This window comes from Vibrio sp. Y58_MX_L22 (assembly GCF_024181865.1).
Classification (GTDB): Bacteria; Pseudomonadota; Gammaproteobacteria; order Enterobacterales; family Vibrionaceae; genus Vibrio; species Vibrio alginolyticus.
In genome coordinates, this window is the sequence record NZ_JAMZAN010000010.1 from 41634 (window position 1) to 59308 (window position 17675).

The window sequence follows — 17675 nt, forward strand, 5'->3', positions numbered from 1 at the left end:
TTACAAATCACATCAATTTTTTATAATTCTGCCGCTTTTGTGACGACGCGAGCGATTTGCCTCACAAATGTTACAAAAAGGTAGCTTTATCTTGTCAAAAAGTAGGGTTTTCTTTATCATTTCCCTCCAATAAATAGAACTAAATTCATTATTTGTTAGCCATGCTCTTATAAGCGGAATAATAACGATCCAAAGGGAGCAAATGGGAGAATGTTTGGATGAGCAACGCGCCTTTAAATAACGGTCGCAGGCGTTTTCTAACCGCTACAACGGCAGTTGTTGGTGGGTTAGGGGCAGTCGCCGTCGCCGTGCCTTTTATCAAATCATGGAATCCGAGTGCTAAAGCCAAAGCGGCGGGCGCACCGGTTGAAGTGGATATAAGTAAAATTGAACCAGGTCAGCTGGTTCGTGTTGAGTGGCAGGGAAAACCTGTATGGATTGTTCGCCGCACTCAAAGCGTTCTGGATAACTTAAAATCGATCGGTGATAAGCTTCGCGATCCACAATCTGAAATGGAGCAGCAGCCTGAGTACGCTCAGAATGAGTTTCGTTCGATTAAGGAAGAGTTTTTCGTCGCAGTTGGTTTCTGTACCCACTTAGGTTGTTCACCAACCTATCTACCTGACTCTTTCTCAGAGCAGGTGCAGGGCGTAAGATCTGGCTTCTTCTGTCCTTGTCATGGTTCTAAGTTCGACATGGCTGGTCGAGTGTTCCAAGGAGTACCTGCTCCGTTGAACCTTGTCGTTCCTAAGCACATGTATTTGAGCGATACCAAGCTCATTGTGGGTGTTGATGAGGGAGATGCATAATGCAAGCAATGTTAGATTGGGTTGAAAAGCGTATTCCTGCAATGAATGCTTATAAAAAGCATTTGTCTGAATACCCAATGCCTAAGAACTTCAACTTTTGGTACCTTTTCGGTTCTCTGGCGATGCTGGTTCTTGTTAACCAAATCCTAACGGGTATTTGGCTAACGATGAACTATGTTCCTTCAGGTGACGGTGCATTTGCGTCTATCGAATACATTATGCGTGATGTAGAGTACGGTTGGCTTCTGCGTTACATGCATTCCACTGGCGCGTCAGCGTTTTTCGTTGTTGTGTATCTTCACATGTTCCGTGGTTTGATCTACGGTTCATACCAAAAACCTCGTGAACTATTGTGGATCTTCGGTATGTTGATCTTCCTTGTTCTCATGGCTGAAGCGTTCATGGGTTACCTACTTCCATGGGGTCAGATGTCATACTGGGGTGCGCAGGTAATCATTTCCCTGTTTGGCGCTATTCCTGTTATCGGTGATGACCTAACGCTTTGGATTCGTGGTGACTACATCATCTCTGGTGCAACGCTAAACCGTTTCTTCGCACTACACGTTATTGCCTTGCCTATTGTTTTGCTTCTTCTTGTTGTTCTGCACGTATTGGCGCTGCACGAAGTAGGCTCAAACAACCCGGATGGTATCGAAACTAAGCTGCCAAAAGGCTCAATGGGCGACGATTACAAAACGCAATTCAAGTTCCACGATTACTACACGAAGAAATATGACATCATTGATTCGATTCCTTTCCATCCGTACGGCACGGTTAAGGACTTGGTCGGTGTTGCTGGTTTCTTGTTCTTCTTCTGTTACGTGCTGTTCTTTAACCCAGAAATGGGTGGGTACTTCCTCGAGCCGCCTAACTTTGAAGCTGCAAACCCATTGAAGACACCAGAGCATATTGCTCCGGTATGGTACTTCACGCCGTTCTACGCAATCCTACGTGCGGTTCCAGACAAACTATTAGGTGTTATCCTAATGGGTGCGTCAATTGCAGTGCTGTTTGTTTTACCTTGGTTGGATCGTTGTAAAGTTCGTTCATACCGTTACCGTAGCAAACTTCATCTATTGAATATTGTACAGTTCACTATCGCCTTTATCGCTCTAGGTATTTTAGGTGCGTTACCAGCGACACCAACGTACACACTACTATCTCAGATCTTTAGCTTGTGTTACTTCATGTTCTTTGTGTTGCTGTTCTTCTACAGCAAAAATGAAGCAACCAAACCATTACCAGAGAGGGTGACATTCAAATGAAGAAGTGGATTGTAATTCTATTTGCTATGTTGCCATCACTAGCGATGGCAGCTGGGGCCAATGTTCCGCTGGATAAAGCGAATGTTGACCTTACGGATAAAGCTTCGCTACAAAACGGCGCGAAGTTATTCATGAACTACTGTTTTGCTTGTCACTCTACGCAATACCAGCGTTACGAGCGTGTAGCAACAGACTTGGAAATTCCAACAGACTTAATGAAAGAAAACCTGATTTTCAATCCTGAAGCGAAAATCGGTGATCTAATGGTCAATGCTATGCCACCGAAGCAAGCGGCAAACTGGTTTGGTGCTCCACCACCAGATCTTACGTTGGTTGCACGAGTTCGTGGTGCTGATTGGTTATACACTTACTTACGCTCTTTCTATGTTGATCCATCTCGTCCATTCGGCGTGAACAACATCGTCTTCCCGAGTGTTGGTATGCCGCATGTGCTTGAAGAGCTACAGGGCATCCCGACGCCGATTTACGATACGAAAATCGTAGATGGCGAAGAAGTACAAGTTGTTGTTGGTACTGAAACCGATGGCACGGGTGAGCTGAGTGAAGGCGAATATGACAAAGCGGTTGGCGATCTCGTTAACTTCTTAGTTTATTCAGGTGACCCAGTGCAGCTTGAGCGTCACGCTCTAGGCTGGTGGGTAATGGGCTTCTTAGTGCTTCTAACCATCGTTGTCGTGATGCTCAAGAAAGAGTATTGGCGCGATGTGCATTAATTGTGCTAAAATACCGTGCTAATTCCCAATTTTAATTGATGTACAATGGAGGCTTAGCCTCCATTGTTTTTATTTGTAAGTGTACTGGAGGGCTCCATGGCTGTAGCTGCCAATAAACGTTCTGTGATGACTCTTTTCTCAAGTGCATCAGATTTGTATAGCCATCAGGTTCGCATTGTACTAGCTGAAAAAGGTGTAAGTGTTGAAGTTGAGCTTGTTGACGAAGCAAACCTTCCTGCTGAGCTTGTTGAGCTAAACCCATATAAATCAGTGCCAACTCTTGTTGACCGTGAGCTAGCTCTTTACGATTCAAAAATCATCATGGAGTACTTGGACGAGCGTTTCCCTCATCCACCTCTAATGCCGGTTTACCCTGTTGCTCGTGGCAACAGCCGCTTGATGATGTACCGTATCGAACGCAACTGGTATTCACTCGCTGAAAAAGTGATGAAAGGTAATGCGGAAGAATCAGAAAAAGCACGCACAAAGCTGCGTAATGATCTTCTGACGTTAGCGCCAATTTTTGCGGAATATGAGTACTTCATGAGCGAAGAATTCAGCTTGATCGATTGTTACCTAGCTCCACTATTGTGGCGTTTGCCTCAACTTGGTATCGATCTTGTTGGCCCTGGTTCAAAAGAAATCAAGGTATACATGAACCGCGTATTTGAACGTGATTCGTTCCTTGCTTCTTTGACTGAAGCTGAACGTGAAATGCGCCTAGTTCGCTAAGCGATTTAAAACACGTTATGGATATTGCAAAAATGACTGCTCGCCGCCCGTATATGCTTCGCGCATTTTACGACTGGTTAGTAGACAATGACTTGACTCCTCACTTGGTTGTGGATGCAACAATGCCAGGGGTGCGTGTCCCGGTTGAATTTATTCAAGATGGTCAAATTATTTTGAATATTGCGCCACGTGCAGTGGGTAATCTTGAGTTAGGTAATGATGCGATTACCTTCCATGCTCGCTTTAGCGGTCGTCCGCACTCAGTGATCGTGCCTGTGTATGCTGTTCAAGCTATTTATGCACGTGAGAATGGTGCTGGTACTATGTTTGAACCAGAAGAAGCGTACACTCACATCGAAGAAGAAGCGATGACCGAGGAAGAATCATCCCCATCGTTCACAACGGTTAGCGATGAGCCTTCTGAGTTAGTTTCTGATTCAGATGCCGAAGAGGACGATGCTCCTCGACCAAAAGGCAAACCAAGCTTAAGAGTGATTAAATAATAAAAAAGCAGCGTAACGCTGCTTTTTTCTTTTTAACTTGTTGAAGATGATTTCAAGCCAGACTTTGGAAATTACTCACTAATCGTAAAGACTTCGACGTTCTCTTCACTTTCTGTACTTGCCTCACTTTCTATTGTTTGTACACCGTCACTCGGTAAGTCTACTTCAACAGGCTCCATTTCGCCGTATTGGAACCCTTTAATGACTTGTTTTACGCCTGAGATATTACGCGCGATTTCTGTCGCTCGATCGCCTTGCTCTGGCGTGACATAACCAAACAGAAAAACGTCGCCATCTTCGGTGATCACTTTAACCTTAACACCATTAAGCTCAGAATCAGTAAGCAAAGCTGACTTTACTTTGGTTGTGATCCAGCTGTCATTGCTAATCTGGGTAACAGTGAGTGGCTCTTTTTGTTTGATTTGATTGTGTATGACTTTTACACCACTAACTTCTCGAGCCCTTCGCTCTAAAGCAAGGATAAGGTCTTGTGTCGGAGCTTGTCCCATAAGGACTACAGTCCCATTATATGAACTGGCAACGACACGAACTTCACCTTTAAACGGTGCTTTATTGCCGATCGCCGCAACTTCGAATTCGATGTTATTGTCCTGCCAGATTTGTTTTGTCGTGCGTGTGTCCGTGACAATATTCGCTGTGGTTGCTGCACCTGCGATAAACAAACCTGCGCAACCACTTAAACTCAATGCTGTTAATAAGATAACGAGGCTACGTATCATAATTCTGACTCTCAGTCTTGGTTACTCTTCGTGAGCAGGGAAAAGCACCTGGTCAATAAGATCACAAAGACAATGGAGTGTTACCATATGTACTTCGTGAATACGTGCAGTGCGGTGTGATGGAATACGAATTTCGACGTCGTTCTCACCGAGCAGCCCTGCCATCTCTCCGCCATCTTTTCCTGTTAGCGCGATAATCGTCATGTCTCGAGTTACGGCTGCTTCCATCGCTTTGATAATATTTTTACTGTTACCGCTAGTCGACATGGCAAGCAAAATGTCGCCTGGTTGACCAAACGCTCGTACCTGTTTTGAGAAGATTTCCTGGTAGTGGTAATCGTTGGCCACTGCGGTTAGGGTGGTATTATCGGCGGTTAAGGCCATTGCTGGTAGGCTAGGGCGCTCAGTTTCAAAACGGTTTAAAAGACAAGAAACAAATTGTTGAGCGTTTGAAGCACTGCCGCCATTACCACAACATAAAATTTTATTGCCATTAAGCAGGCTCGACACCATCGCTTGAGCTGCATGAGTAATGGCATCAGGCAGCGCCTCTGCTGCTGCGATTTGAATTTGAATACTTTCTGTAAAGCTGTCTTTAATGCTGTCTAGCATCGCTTATCCTTCAGAGATTGCGTTTTCTATCCAGTTGATATCTCGCCCATTATCATGAATGGCGATGACATCAAATCGATAATCGATATTGTGTTTTAAGCGCTTTTGTTGGCTAAGCCAAACTTGTGCGGTTTTGACTAGCTTGCGCATTTTAGCGTGCGTCACCATTTCTGCTGCCGAGCCAAAGTGATTGTTCTTACGGTATTTGACTTCAACAAACACAATAGTTTCACCTTGTTGGAAGATTAAATCAATCTCACCGACCTTAGTCAGAAAATTTTGTTCAATAAAGTTTAAGCCCTGGCGTTGTAAATACTGCTTCGCCAGAGCTTCATATTGATTTCCGATTTGGCGCTTACTAAAGAGCCCCACGCTCAGCCCAGCTTAGCTCACGCTGTACAACACAATTATTGTCGATACTTAAAATACCGGTTTGGCCGCCAACTGAGTAGCCCGGAACGACCTTCATTTGTGGCAGCTCCCCAATCAATTTATACGCATCCATACCCAGTGCTTTCAAACGTTTTTCCATGTTAGATTGCTCTGACCACAGCTCGTTCATTTCAGCGGTCACGCTAGGGTCTGGGTCAATCAGTAATGGGATATCGCTGTAGATGATGCCTGTTAGATCTTCGTAAGTCGCGCCGCCACTGTTGCTACGCGAGCTAGAGAAAATTTGTGGTGCTTTGGCGTCTGGGTTAATCGCTACCTCAATAAACGGCTTGATCAAAGTCAGTTCCGTGCTTCTAGCAACAATATAAACCGCATCGACATCACGACGGCTACGTGGCTGTGTTTCAAGCTTGATACGCATTAGTGATTGCATCTGAGCAATACGTTGTTTGCTTTCTTGCAGACCAAATACTTCATTGATGTCTTTTTGAAGTTGGCGCTTGTCGCCAAAATAACTTGCTGCGACTTTATTAGAGCTGTACTTGCGCCATTCTTTGTTGAACGCTTCAGTTACGCGCTCACCAAAGCTGCCCTTTGGTGCCAGAATCAGAGGGAAGTTATAGCCTTCGCTGAACAAGTGTTTCGCTGCCTGTGCGGCTTCTTGTTCTGGTGATAATGCCAAGTAGCAAATATTGCTATCTGGTTGCACATCTTCGGGAATATTTAGCGCAAGGGCTGGAATCGTAGGACCATTTTCTGAGCCATCCATGGTTGTGTGCAATAGCTCAACGTTCTCTTTTTCTAGAGGACCAACAACAAAATCGATGTTTTCATTGATCAAACGTTGTTTAATTTGGTCGGCGTTATACGCATTAGTGTCTATTACCGTGAGGGTAGCGCTTGGATCACGGTTACGATCATTCATCATCGCAAACACAAAACCATCACGAATTAATTGCGCTTGTGGCGAGAATTTACCAGTAAGCGGCAGTAACAAAGCGGTGTTGTTTGGTTTAACAATGTCTAGAGAGAGAATGTTTTGAATCTCTTCTGGTGTGTAGATAGCGGCTGGGTGAGATGGGTTCTCGTTTAACCAGCGTTCTAGGGTATTTTTTAGTTGGGATAAGTTGCCCGACAGCGTTTTCGCATAAATAGCGAGTTGTAGCCAACCATCTAAAACATCTTCATTTGGCTCTGTTTCTAATGAGGTCAGTTCGTACTCGGAGTAGCTGCCAAAGTTCATCCAAATACGGCTAGAAATCTCTCTCTGCTCCGCGGACGATGCATATTGACCAAATGCAACCAGTTGGCGGTTTGCCTCAAACGCTTGGTTAAGACCTTGATAAGCGTCGGCACGCATCAAGTAATAGTCTTTCCATTGCTCATTTGGCAACTTCCACCAAGGTTTAAAATTCAACAATTGCAGCAACTGAGAGTAATTACCCTGTTTTTGCTGTATGGTCGCACGCGCTAGTTGCCACTCTGCTTGCTGAACTTCGGTTAACTGTTGACGAGCCAGGCGCTTGATCAACATTTCTGCTTGATCAAACTGGTTTGCTTGAATCGCGGCTTTGGTTGCCATGATCAACCAGTCATTTTGTAAACTGCCTTCCGTGCTATCAGCTTGGATCATATAGTTCTGAACAGACTGAGTAGGCTCAAGTGTTACATCAACGCCATCAGGCTGTCTTGGACCTGAAGAACAGGCGGCGAGCGTAATTGCTAGTGCAACAGGAGTAAGTATGCGTGGTACACTGAGTCTCTTATGGTTAATCATTGCCGTGAGTTCTCTATAATTTTGTACAAAATTGTCTCTATATTAATCGTTGAAGTGATGGTAAACAAATGACAGATAAAAATAAGTTGCCGAATGAGGGGCCAACTCTCTATATCGTACCGACTCCAATCGGAAATTTAGCGGATATCACCCAACGTGCTATCGAAATTCTGTCGACTGTGGACATCATTGCCGCTGAGGATACTCGACATACGGGCAAATTACTGTCTCACTTCAATATTCAAACCAAAACTTTTGCTCTACATGACCACAATGAGCAGCAAAAAGCACAAGTTTTGGTAGAAAAGCTGCTTTCCGGTCAGTCTATCGCATTAGTTTCTGACGCTGGTACGCCACTTATCAGCGACCCAGGATACCATTTGGTGACAAAATGTCGTCAAGCGGGCGTTAGAGTTGTGCCTCTTCCAGGTGCCTGTGCGGTCATTACGGCGTTAAGTGCCTCTGGCTTGCCATCGGATCGCTTTAGCTTCGAAGGTTTTTTACCACCGAAAAGCAAAGGTCGTAAGGATAAATTCCTAGAGATTGCTTCGGTAGAGCGTACGTGTATTTTTTACGAGTCACCGCACCGTATTTTAGACTCTCTACAAGACATGTTAGACGTTCTTGGCCCAGATAGAGAAGTTGTGTTGGCAAGAGAGCTAACAAAAACCTTTGAAACCATTCAAGGCATGCCGTTAGGTGAGCTGATTGAATGGGTGAAAAGTGACGATAACCAACAGCGTGGTGAAATGGTATTGTTGGTACATGGCCATCGTGAAACAACAGACGACTCACTACCTGAAGATGCTTTACGCACGTTAGGGATTTTGACCAAAGAGCTGCCTTTGAAAAAAGCAGCTGCTTTGGTGGCAGAAATACATAACTTGAAGAAGAATGCGCTATATAAATGGGGCTTAGAAAACTTAGACTAAGTGCCGCTAGCGAGATAAATGGTCAATGAGGGCTGATGTTTAGGCATCGGCCTTTTTATTATCTATTTTTGGCACGTTGACTAAAAAGTCATCACTTAGTGCATTCATTTCATCATATCTGTGATCTAACTAGACTCTGAAGTGAGAACTCTATACAATCCGCCCTCGGAGCTGACTGGGTAGTCGCTGCTTTGTTGATGTCCTTCGGGAGACTGACGTCGAAGTCCCTTTGGGAGACTGACGTTGACGTCCTTCGGGAGACTGACAAAGGGGAGGAAAGTCCGGGCTTCATAGAGCAAGGTGCCAGGTAACGCCTGGGGGGCGCAAGCCTACGACAAGTGCAGCAGAGAGAAGACCGCCGATGGCCCGTAAGGGTACAGGTAAGGGTGAAAGGGTGCGGTAAGAGCGCACCGGACGACTAGCAATAGTTCGTAGCAGGGTAAACTCCACCTGAAGCAAGACCAAATAGGCCTCCACATTGCGTTGCTCGCGTAAGGAGGCGGGTAGGTTGCTCGAGCCAGTGAGTGATTGCTGGCCTAGACGAATGGCTACCGCCGCGCAAGCGGAACAGAACCCGGCTTATGTGTCGGCTCCACCTATTCGAGACCCATCTCTACTTCGGTAGTGATGGGTTTTTTGCATTTAATTGACGCAAACTATGTCATTACCAATAAACTTGGCGTAAATCACGTCTAACTTTAGACTTGTGGTGGCGATGATGTAGGAAATCAGTACACTAAAGAATCGCTTCAAGATCATTCAACGAGAAAGCTATGACCGAAACCTTCCAACATATTTCCGTGTTATTAAATGAATCCATTGATGGCTTAGCTATCAAACCAGACGGCGTCTATATTGATGGAACATTTGGCCGTGGCGGTCACAGCCGGACAATTCTATCTAAACTCGGTGAAAATGGCCGACTGTACAGTATCGACCGTGACCCTCAAGCGATCGCTGAGGCAGGCAAAATCAATGACCCTCGCTTCACCATTATTCATGGTCCATTTTCTGGTATTGCTGAGTATGCTGAAGAGTATGGGCTAGTTGGAAAAGTGGATGGTGTTCTGCTGGATTTAGGCGTTTCTTCCCCTCAGTTAGACGACGCAGAGCGTGGCTTTAGCTTTATGAAAGACGGTCCGCTAGATATGCGTATGGACCCGACATCAGGTGTTCCAGTATCTCAATGGTTGATGGAAGCAGACCTCGATGATATCACTTGGGTCATTCGCGAGTTTGGGGAAGATAAACATGCGCGCCGTATTGCAAAAGCGATTGTTGCCTACCGTGAAGACGAAGAAAATGAGCCAATGGTTCGCACTGGTCAGCTGGCAAAATTGATTTCAGATGCCGCACCGAAAAGTTTTAAAGAGAAAAAACACCCTGCGACTCGTGCTTTCCAGGCTTTTCGTATTTACATCAACAGTGAGTTAGAAGAAATTGATACGGCACTTAAAGGCGCGGCGAGCATTCTAGCTCCTGAAGGCCGTTTATCTGTGATTAGCTTCCACTCTCTGGAAGACCGTATGGTCAAACGTTTTATCCGTAAAGAGAGCAAAGGGCCTGAAGTGCCACACGGTATTCCAATGACGGAAGAGCAAATTCGTGCTCTTGGTAGTGCGAATATGAAAGCGGTGAGCAAAGCGATTAAGCCAAGCAAACAAGAAATTGAAATGAACCCTCGCTCGCGCAGCTCTGTGTTAAGAATTGCGGAAAAGCTTTAATTATTATGACGAAATCCACTCCTAATCTTGCTAAGTTGATTGCAACAGATCTCCTCACTGTTGGTCGCTGGCCATTACTGTTGTTGCTATTGATCGTGGCATCGGCAATGGGAGTGGTATTTGCTACCCACCATGCGCGTCAAGCGATCACTGAGAAAGACCATACGTTGGTTGAACGAGAACGATTAGATAGCGAATGGCGTAACTTAATGTTGGAAGAAACTGCCCTCGCGGAACACAGTCGTGTTCAAGACCTTGCCAAAAAAGAACTTGAAATGAAACGACCTGATGGCGATAAAGAAGTGGTTGTCACGCTCAAATGATTAGAAAAAAATCCAACACGAAACAAGCCAATAAGCGTAAACCTGTAGCAAAAGATAAAGCGGCTACGGGGGATAAGAAAACCGATAATAAAGCAGTGAAAGTGGCGGTCGAAGAATCTTTCTTGATTCGTTGGCGCTTCCATCTATTACTGTTTTTTGTTTTTTGTGCATTTGCCCTTTTGGTGGCACGCGTAGCCTACATCCAAATCATTGAGCCAGATAACCTGATTAAACAAGGTGACCTACGTTCGGTTCGTGTTAAATCCATTCCTTCTGCTCGCGGTATTATTTCGGATCGAAATGGTGAGCCGCTTGCTGTCAGTGTACCGGTTGAGGCTGTTTGGGCAGATCCTGCCACGATATTTAAAGAAAACGCGTTAAGCCAGACCAAAAGTTGGCATGCATTAGCGGATGTTCTTGGTATTGACCGACAAGGGTTAATAGACAAAATCAAGCGCAATGAAAAACGCCGCTTTATCTACTTGCAGCGCCAGGTCAGTCCGGCCATGGCGAACTATATTCGTGAGTTAAAGCTGCCAGGTGTTGGCCTTAAGTCGGAATCTCGTCGTTATTATCCTGCAGGTGAGGTTAGTGCTCACTTAGTCGGTGTGACAGGCATTGACGGGCATGGCCTAGAAGGTGTGGAGCGTAGCTACGATGAGTGGCTCACTGGCGCGGCGGGTAAGAAAACTATTCGTAAAGACCGTTATGGTCGTGTTGTGGAAAACATTGCTTGGCAAGACAAGCAAGAAGGTAAATCACTTCAGTTAACTATCGATCAGCGTCTACAGGCGATTGCGTATCGTGCGATTAAGCAAGCCGTTGCGGACCACCGCGCCACTTCAGGTTCTGTTGTCATGTTGGATGTAAAAACGGGCGCCGTATTGGCCATGGTTAATGCTCCTTCTTACAACCCTAACAATCGTAGCGATTGGCAAAGCTATCAAATGCGTAACCGAGTGATCACGGACTCAATGGAGCCCGGTTCGACCATTAAGCCTTTCGTTATTTTAGCCGCCTTAGAAAATGGGATAGCCGATAAAGATACCATCGTAGATACCGGTAATGGTGTCCTACGTTTAGGTGGTAGTCGAGTCAGAGATGTCTCTCGCGTAGGCAAAGCGAGCTTGACCACGATCCTTAAAAAGTCGAGTAATATCGGTGTGACGAAGCTAGCAATGCAAATGCCGGTAGAGGCGCTTCTTGGGCTGTACAGTTCAGTGGGTTTTGGTGAGCTTTCTGGCCTAAACCTAGTTGGGGAAGTGACGGGTATTTTTCCTACACGAACTCGTTGGTCGCCAATTGAGCGCGCCACGATTGCGTTTGGTTACGGTCTATCAATTACACCAATCCAGCTAGCCCATGCTTATGCGACGCTTGGAAACCTTGGCAAATACGAGCCTATTCATATTATTGAAAGCAATGATCATGACATGTCACGTCAAGTGGTGAGTGCGAAGTATGCGCGTCAAGTATTAGACATGTTGGAAACCGTAACTCAAAAAGGGGGCTCGGCTCGCAGAGCGGCAGTTCCTGGTTATCGAGTGGGAGCGAAAACGGGTACATCACGTAAAGCTTCTGCCGGTGGGTACAGCGACGAGTACATCACCTACACGGCTGGGCTTGCTCCGGTTAGCGATCCGCGAATTGCTTTGGTGGTGATCGTAAATGAGCCTCAAGGCGATGACTACTATGGTGGTTCGGTAGCGTCTCCTGTCTTCTCTGAAATCATGAAAGGCGCGCTACAAATACTCAATGTTGCACCTGACGAAAACAAATTCCAACAGTAAGCCCTGTGGTTTACTGAGCAAACAAAATTAAGAAAACCTGAGCCAAAGCTCGGAGAACAAATATGACTAAAGCCATCAGTATGGACGTGCTGCTTTCCCCTTGGGTGGATTGCCCTAGCTTATCGTCCGTTCTTGTTTCTGAATTGGAGCTCGACAGCCGAAGAGTTCAACCTGGAACCACGTTTGTAGCAGTGATTGGCCATGTTGTGGATGGGCGTAAATTCATTGCTTCTGCAATTGAGCAAGGTGCAAATGCAGCCCTGGCGCAAGCCTGCGATGTCAAAACACATGGTACGGTGGAAATCATTGATGATGTTCCCGTCATTTACATCGATAGGTTGGACCAACGTTTATCCGCAATTGCTGGAAAGCTCTATGCTTACCCTAATATGGATTTGATTGGTGTCACTGGCACCAACGGCAAAACCACCATTACCCAGTTAATAGCGCAATGGCTAGAACTGCTTGACCATAAAGCGGCGGTAATGGGAACAACAGGAAATGGCTTCCTCAATAACTTGCAACAAGCTGCGAATACAACGGGGAATGCCGTTGAAATTCAGAAAACGCTCTCCTCTCTCGCAAATCAACAAGCCACATACACCGCGCTAGAAGTATCTTCTCATGGCCTGACGCAAGGTCGTGTCAAAGCATTATCATTTGCGGCGGGCGTGTTTACTAACTTAAGTCGTGACCACTTAGATTATCATGGCACGATGGAAGAGTATGCCAATGCAAAGCTTGGGTTGTTCACGCAACACCAATGTGAACGTTCCATTATCAATGTTGATGATGAAGTAGGTCATCAATGGGCGTCGCAGTTAAGTAATGCGATCGCTGTTTCGCTCAGGCCGAACACTGAATTTGAAAGCGCAATTTGGGCGACGGAAGTCAGTTACGCGGAGTCAGGGATTACTATTAAGTTCGATGGTAAATTTGGATCAGGTGAATTGCACGCGCCATTGATTGGTGAGTTTAATGCAACCAACTTAATGCTCGCTTTTGCGACCTTATTAAGCTTAGGTAAAGAGAAACAAGCGTTACTCGAAACCGCAGGTCAACTGCAACCTGTACTCGGCCGAATGGAGTTATTCCAAACTGAGGATCGTGCCAAAGTCGTGGTCGATTATGCTCATACTCCTGATGCTTTAGAAAAAGCGCTGCAAGCTTTACGAGTTCATTGTGAAGGCCAGCTGTGGGCTATTTTGGGCTGCGGTGGCGATCGCGATGCAGGTAAACGCCCGATGATGGCGGAAATTGCAGAGCGTCTAGGCGACAGAGTGGTGTTGACTGACGATAACCCACGCAGCGAAGATCCGGTTCAGATTGTGAAAGACATGTTAGCTGGGCTGTCAAAACCTGCTGAAGCGATTGTTCAGCATGACCGCTTCAAAGCACTGTCTTATGCCATTGAAAATGCTTCGCCAAACGACATTATCTTGTTAGCTGGGAAGGGTCATGAAGATTATCAGATTCGTAATGGCGAAACGATTCATTACTCCGACCGCGAGTCCGCAATGCAACTTTTAGGATTGACCTCATGATCAAAGTAACGTTATCTCAAATTGCAGACATCACTCGTGGCGAGCGATTCGGCGACGATCTACTTATCGACGCGGTTTCTACTGATACACGAACGATTGATCGTGGGGCTCTATTTGTGGCGTTAGTAGGGGAGCGCTTTGATGCGCACAACTTTTGCCAACAAGCGGTAGATGCAGGTGCCGGTGCTTTACTCGTGGAAAAACGCTTAGATGTGAATGTGCCGCAAATTGTGGTGTCGGATACCAAACTTGCATTGGGTGAGTTTGCTTCTTGGGTGCATCAAGCATGCCAAACACCTACCGTTGCCATCACCGGAAGTTGCGGTAAAACGACCGTAAAAGAAATGGTTGCGAGTATCCTGCAATTGAAAGGCAAAGTGCTATTCACGGCGGGTAACTTCAATAATGATATTGGTGTTCCGTTGACATTATTACGCTCACAGCAGGATGATGATTATGCCGTGATTGAGCTTGGTGCTAACCATATAGGTGAAATTGCTTACACGACTCAGTTAGTAAAACCAGATATCGCGTTAGTGAACAATGTAGCAGCCGCTCACCTTGAAGGCTTTGGTTCTATCGATGGCGTGAAACAAGCCAAAGGTGAAATCTACCAAGGCCTTTCAGCTGGTGGTATTGCGATTGTTAACCTAGACAGCAATGGTGAAGCCAAGTGGGATGAAGTGTTAGCAGATAAGAAAGTCATTACTTTTTCACAAAGTAATACTGATGCAGACTTCTTCGCTTCTAACATCGTATTGAACGCCGCAGGTGAAGCAAGCTTTGACTTACATATCGCAGCAAGCTCACAAGAAATTGAACTGTCTCTGGGTATTATAGGTCAACACAACGTTGCGAATGCCATCGCTGCTTCTATTATTGCGTTACAAATGGGCGCCACATTAGAAGAGGTTCGCGCTGGCCTTAAACATTTGAACAAAGTGAAAGGTCGCGTCGAGGTTGAAGCGCTGAGCGAAAAGATAAAATTGATTGACGACAGCTACAACGCGAGCGTGCCAGCCATGAAAGCGGCAGTTGATTTATTGGCCGCTTTCCCAGGTCAACGCTGGCTGATTTTAGGTAATATGGCGGAATTGGGCGAGGAAAGTCTTGCACTTCATCGTCAAGTCGGGGAACATGCTGCCCCACAAAAATTTGAACATGTTCTCACATATGGTGCAGACGCCAAGGTGATCAGTGATCTTTGCCAAGGCATTCATTTTGAGACGCACCAAGAGATGATTGAATACATCAAGCAGCATCTAGACCAAGCCGTTCCTGAAAACCATACGATATTGGTGAAAGGAGCGAACGGTGCACGTATGTTTGAAGTCGCTGCTGCTTTGAAGGAGTATTATTAATGATTATTTGGCTTGCAGAGCTGCTACAGCCATACCTGTCTTTTTTCCGATTGTTTGAATACTTGTCTTTTCGAGCAATCCTAAGCGTATTAACCGCTCTAGGTCTGTCATTATGGATGGGACCAATCATGATCAAGCGTTTGCAAATGCTGCAAATTGGTCAGGTAGTGCGTAACGAAGGTCCTGAATCTCACTTTAGTAAGCGTGGTACCCCAACAATGGGCGGTATCATGATCTTAGCGGCCATCTCAATCACGATTTTGCTATGGACAGACTTATCCAACCCTTACGTATGGGCGGTACTGACAGTCTTACTTGGCTACGGTGCGGTCGGATTTGTTGATGATTATCGTAAAGTGGTACGCAAAAATACCGATGGCTTGATCGCGCGTTGGAAGTACTTCTGGCAGTCGTTGATCGCGTTTGTCGTCGCTTTCGCATTGTATGCTTACGGTAAAGACACAGCAGCAACTCAGCTAGTGGTGCCATTCTTTAAAGACATAATGCCGCAGCTTGGTTTGATGTATATCATTCTGACTTACTTTGTCATTGTAGGTACAAGTAACGCGGTCAACCTGACTGATGGTCTAGACGGTTTGGCAATCATGCCAACGGTTCTTGTTGCAGCAGGCTTCGCGGTTATTGCATGGGCGACCGGTAACGTTAACTTCTCTGAATACCTTCATATACCATACTTACCACATGCTTCTGAATTAGTTGTCGTATGTACAGCAATCGTAGGTGCAGGCCTTGGTTTCTTGTGGTTTAACACGTACCCAGCACAAGTGTTCATGGGCGATGTGGGCTCACTAGCGCTTGGCGGTGCATTGGGCACCATTGCTGTTCTAGTTCGTCAAGAGTTGGTGTTGGTGATCATGGGTGGCGTATTTGTAATGGAAACGCTATCAGTCATCCTGCAGGTAGGTTCTTACAAATTACGTGGTCAGCGCATTTTCCGTATGGCACCAATTCACCACCACTACGAATTGAAAGGTTGGCCAGAACCTCGCGTAATCGTGCGCTTCTGGATTATTTCTATGGTTCTTGTTCTGATTGGTCTTGCGACATTGAAAGTGCGTTAATCGCGCTTTCCAAGAACAAGATTTACAGTGTGATCAAATATGGAACGTTGGCAAAACATACATAGTGTTGTCGTCGTAGGGCTCGGTATTACCGGGCTCTCTGTCGTTAAACACCTAAGAAAAAATCAGCCACAACTTGTGGTCAAAGTCATTGATACTCGTGTAAACCCTCCAGGTGCAGAGCGCTTGCCGGAAAGTGTTCAACTGCATAGTGGTGGTTGGAATACAGACTGGCTTTCTGACGCGGATCTTATCGTGACCAACCCTGGTATTGCGCTAGCGACACCAGAGATCCAAGCCGTATTAGCAAAAGGTACGGCCGTAGTAGGTGATATCGAGTTATTCGCTTGGGCGGTGCAGAAACCGGTGATTGCGATTACGGGCTCAAACGGTAAGAGCACAGTAACCGACCTCACAGGTGTGATGGCTGAGGCTGCAGGTTTGGATGTTGGCGTTGGTGGTAACATCGGTGTGCCTGCACTGGATTTGTTAGAACAAGACGCAGACCTATATGTACTCGAACTCTCGAGCTTCCAGTTAGAAACGACGTCAAGCTTAAAGCTCAAAGTCGCTGCGTTTCTGAATCTTTCTGAAGATCATATGGATCGTTATCAAGGTATGTCTGACTATCGACAAGCTAAGTTGCGTATTTTTAACCATGCTGCTCTTGCAGTCGTGAACCGTGATGATCAAGAAACCTTCCCAGACGCAGAGATGCCATTGGTGACATTTGGCAGCGACAATCAGGACTTTGGTCTCGAGGTGGATGGCAACCGTACTTGGCTGCTCGATCACGGTCAACGAGTTGTCGCAAGTGATGAGCTTAAGTTGGTTGGTAAGCACAACTTATCTAACGCTCTGGTTGCTTTAGCGCTATTAAAAGCTGCGGACGTAAACTATCACAAAGCATTGAATGCACTTAAAAATTACACGGGACTGACACACCGATGCCAGGTGGTTGCGGATAATCAAGGCGTCAAATGGGTGAATGACTCTAAAGCAACTAATATTGCCAGCACTATGGCTGCGCTATCTGGTTTGGAATCGACAGGCAAGCTCTACTTACTCGTTGGTGGTGTTGGCAAAGGTGCTGACTTCTCGCCATTAAAACCGATCTTCGCGACGCTTAACTTGCAACTGTGTTGCTTTGGCGCTGATGGCGATGAATTTATGCCACTGCATGAATCTGCAATACGTTTCGACACTATGGAAGATGTGATTCAACAAGTATCTTCGCAGTTAAAACCAGGTGATATGGTGATGCTGTCTCCTGCATGTGCTAGCTTTGATCAATTCGACAACTTTATGGCAAGAGGTGATGCTTTCGCTGCTCTTGCTCAGAAATATGCATAAT

Annotated in this window: 17 protein-coding genes and 1 other RNA gene; 14 read left to right on the forward strand and 4 right to left on the reverse strand. The window is 45.8% G+C overall.

Annotated features, from left to right (window positions below; translation table 11 throughout):
* Positions 1 to 218 precede the first annotated feature (218 nt).
* The 5 genes from petA to sspB all read left to right on the forward strand — a co-directional run bounded on the left by petA (position 219) and on the right by sspB (position 4043).
* Positions 219 to 809, forward strand: coding sequence for a ubiquinol-cytochrome c reductase iron-sulfur subunit (petA, locus tag NL626_RS19245; protein ID WP_005372877.1), 591 nt, complete (start codon positions 219 to 221; stop codon positions 807 to 809).
* Positions 809 to 2074, forward strand: a complete 1266-nt coding sequence (locus tag NL626_RS19250) for a cytochrome bc complex cytochrome b subunit (RefSeq protein WP_005372880.1) — start codon at positions 809 to 811, stop codon at positions 2072 to 2074. The genes petA and NL626_RS19250 overlap by 1 nt, the downstream gene beginning before the upstream one ends.
* A complete protein-coding gene (locus NL626_RS19255; RefSeq protein WP_005372881.1) occupies positions 2071 to 2808 on the forward strand; it encodes a cytochrome c1 in 738 nt (245 codons plus the stop codon). Before NL626_RS19250 ends, NL626_RS19255 begins: the two co-directional genes overlap by 4 nt.
* 96 nt (positions 2809 to 2904) lie before the next feature.
* Positions 2905 to 3540, forward strand: coding sequence for a stringent starvation protein SspA (sspA, locus tag NL626_RS19260; RefSeq protein ID WP_005372897.1), 636 nt, complete (start codon positions 2905 to 2907; stop codon positions 3538 to 3540).
* 17 nt (positions 3541 to 3557) lie between these two features.
* Positions 3558 to 4043: a ClpXP protease specificity-enhancing factor gene (gene sspB / locus NL626_RS19265; protein ID WP_005387408.1), complete on the forward strand. Its 486-nt coding sequence runs from the start codon at positions 3558 to 3560 to the stop codon at positions 4041 to 4043.
* Between the two features lie 71 nt (positions 4044 to 4114).
* Here the strand turns inward: sspB and NL626_RS19270 are convergent, their stop codons facing one another.
* The 4 genes from NL626_RS19270 to NL626_RS19285 are packed head-to-tail and all read right to left on the reverse strand — an operon-like array spanning position 4115 to position 7565.
* Positions 4115 to 4783, reverse strand: coding sequence for a BON domain-containing protein (locus NL626_RS19270; protein WP_017633609.1), 669 nt, complete (start codon positions 4781 to 4783; stop codon positions 4115 to 4117).
* A gap of 21 nt (positions 4784 to 4804) precedes the next feature.
* On the reverse strand, positions 4805 to 5395 hold the full coding sequence (locus NL626_RS19275; protein WP_005372901.1) for a phosphoheptose isomerase: 591 nt from the start codon (positions 5393 to 5395) through the stop codon (positions 4805 to 4807).
* Positions 5396 to 5398: 3 nt separating this feature from the next.
* Entirely contained in the window at positions 5399 to 5767 is a 369-nt protein-coding gene (locus NL626_RS19280) for a YraN family protein (protein ID WP_005372903.1), read from the reverse strand.
* Positions 5754 to 7565, reverse strand: a complete 1812-nt coding sequence (locus tag NL626_RS19285; RefSeq protein ID WP_005372905.1) for a penicillin-binding protein activator — start codon at positions 7563 to 7565, stop codon at positions 5754 to 5756. The genes NL626_RS19280 and NL626_RS19285 overlap by 14 nt, the downstream gene beginning before the upstream one ends.
* 68 nt (positions 7566 to 7633) lie before the next feature.
* Between NL626_RS19285 and rsmI the strand changes: the two genes are divergently transcribed.
* The 9 genes from rsmI (at position 7634) to murD (ending at position 17674) form a co-directional block, all read left to right on the forward strand.
* Positions 7634 to 8497 carry a 16S rRNA (cytidine(1402)-2'-O)-methyltransferase gene (gene rsmI, locus NL626_RS19290; RefSeq protein ID WP_005372907.1) on the forward strand — a complete coding sequence of 288 codons (864 nt, stop codon included), beginning with the start codon at positions 7634 to 7636 and terminating at the stop codon, positions 8495 to 8497.
* A 167-nt stretch (positions 8498 to 8664) separates the two neighbouring features.
* Positions 8665 to 9095, forward strand: an RNA gene (gene rnpB / locus NL626_RS19295) — RNase P RNA component class A.
* 175 nt (positions 9096 to 9270) lie between these two features.
* Positions 9271 to 10221 carry a 16S rRNA (cytosine(1402)-N(4))-methyltransferase RsmH gene (gene rsmH / locus NL626_RS19300; RefSeq protein ID WP_005372918.1) on the forward strand — a complete coding sequence of 317 codons (951 nt, stop codon included), beginning with the start codon at positions 9271 to 9273 and terminating at the stop codon, positions 10219 to 10221.
* A 5-nt stretch (positions 10222 to 10226) separates the two neighbouring features.
* Positions 10227 to 10544, forward strand: coding sequence for a cell division protein FtsL (ftsL, locus tag NL626_RS19305; protein ID WP_005372920.1), 318 nt, complete (start codon positions 10227 to 10229; stop codon positions 10542 to 10544).
* Positions 10541 to 12334 (forward strand): penicillin-binding transpeptidase domain-containing protein, encoded by a 1794-nt coding sequence (locus NL626_RS19310; protein ID WP_213883601.1) that lies wholly within the window; start codon positions 10541 to 10543, stop codon positions 12332 to 12334. Before ftsL ends, NL626_RS19310 begins: the two co-directional genes overlap by 4 nt.
* Positions 12335 to 12396: 62 nt before the next feature.
* The gene (gene murE / locus NL626_RS19315) at positions 12397 to 13878 is read left to right on the forward strand and encodes a UDP-N-acetylmuramoyl-L-alanyl-D-glutamate--2,6-diaminopimelate ligase (protein ID WP_253657658.1); all 1482 of its coding nucleotides are present in this window, start codon (positions 12397 to 12399) and stop codon (positions 13876 to 13878) included.
* Positions 13875 to 15239 carry a UDP-N-acetylmuramoyl-tripeptide--D-alanyl-D-alanine ligase gene (gene murF, locus NL626_RS19320; RefSeq protein WP_017821486.1) on the forward strand — a complete coding sequence of 455 codons (1365 nt, stop codon included), beginning with the start codon at positions 13875 to 13877 and terminating at the stop codon, positions 15237 to 15239. Before murE ends, murF begins: the two co-directional genes overlap by 4 nt.
* Positions 15239 to 16321, forward strand: a complete 1083-nt coding sequence (gene mraY, locus NL626_RS19325; RefSeq protein ID WP_005372931.1) for a phospho-N-acetylmuramoyl-pentapeptide-transferase — start codon at positions 15239 to 15241, stop codon at positions 16319 to 16321. Before murF ends, mraY begins: the two co-directional genes overlap by 1 nt.
* Before the next feature lie 39 nt (positions 16322 to 16360).
* Complete coding sequence (gene murD, locus NL626_RS19330; RefSeq protein WP_253657659.1) at positions 16361 to 17674, forward strand: UDP-N-acetylmuramoyl-L-alanine--D-glutamate ligase; 1314 nt, start codon at positions 16361 to 16363, stop codon at positions 17672 to 17674.
* The last annotated feature ends 1 nt before the right edge of the window (position 17675 follow it).

Excerpts from the sequence above, each read along its gene's own strand:
- petA (WP_005372877.1), top strand. The coding sequence starts at position 219 with ATGAGCAACGCGCCTTTAAATAACGGTCGCAGGCGTTTTCTAACCGCT.
- NL626_RS19250 (WP_005372880.1), top strand. The coding sequence starts at position 809 with ATGCAAGCAATGTTAGATTGGGTTGAAAAGCGTATTCCTGCAATGAAT.
- NL626_RS19255 (WP_005372881.1), top strand. The coding sequence starts at position 2,071 with ATGAAGAAGTGGATTGTAATTCTATTTGCTATGTTGCCATCACTAGCG.
- sspA (WP_005372897.1), top strand. The coding sequence starts at position 2,905 with ATGGCTGTAGCTGCCAATAAACGTTCTGTGATGACTCTTTTCTCAAGT.
- sspB (WP_005387408.1), top strand. The coding sequence starts at position 3,558 with ATGGATATTGCAAAAATGACTGCTCGCCGCCCGTATATGCTTCGCGCA.
- NL626_RS19270 (WP_017633609.1), bottom strand. The coding sequence starts at position 4,783 with ATGATACGTAGCCTCGTTATCTTATTAACAGCATTGAGTTTAAGTGGT.
- NL626_RS19275 (WP_005372901.1), bottom strand. The coding sequence starts at position 5,395 with ATGCTAGACAGCATTAAAGACAGCTTTACAGAAAGTATTCAAATTCAA.
- NL626_RS19285 (WP_005372905.1), bottom strand. The coding sequence starts at position 7,565 with ATGATTAACCATAAGAGACTCAGTGTACCACGCATACTTACTCCTGTT.
- rsmI (WP_005372907.1), top strand. The coding sequence starts at position 7,634 with ATGACAGATAAAAATAAGTTGCCGAATGAGGGGCCAACTCTCTATATC.
- rsmH (WP_005372918.1), top strand. The coding sequence starts at position 9,271 with ATGACCGAAACCTTCCAACATATTTCCGTGTTATTAAATGAATCCATT.
- ftsL (WP_005372920.1), top strand. The coding sequence starts at position 10,227 with ATGACGAAATCCACTCCTAATCTTGCTAAGTTGATTGCAACAGATCTC.
- NL626_RS19310 (WP_213883601.1), top strand. The coding sequence starts at position 10,541 with ATGATTAGAAAAAAATCCAACACGAAACAAGCCAATAAGCGTAAACCT.
- murE (WP_253657658.1), top strand. The coding sequence starts at position 12,397 with ATGACTAAAGCCATCAGTATGGACGTGCTGCTTTCCCCTTGGGTGGAT.
- murF (WP_017821486.1), top strand. The coding sequence starts at position 13,875 with ATGATCAAAGTAACGTTATCTCAAATTGCAGACATCACTCGTGGCGAG.
- mraY (WP_005372931.1), top strand. The coding sequence starts at position 15,239 with ATGATTATTTGGCTTGCAGAGCTGCTACAGCCATACCTGTCTTTTTTC.
- murD (WP_253657659.1), top strand. The coding sequence starts at position 16,361 with ATGGAACGTTGGCAAAACATACATAGTGTTGTCGTCGTAGGGCTCGGT.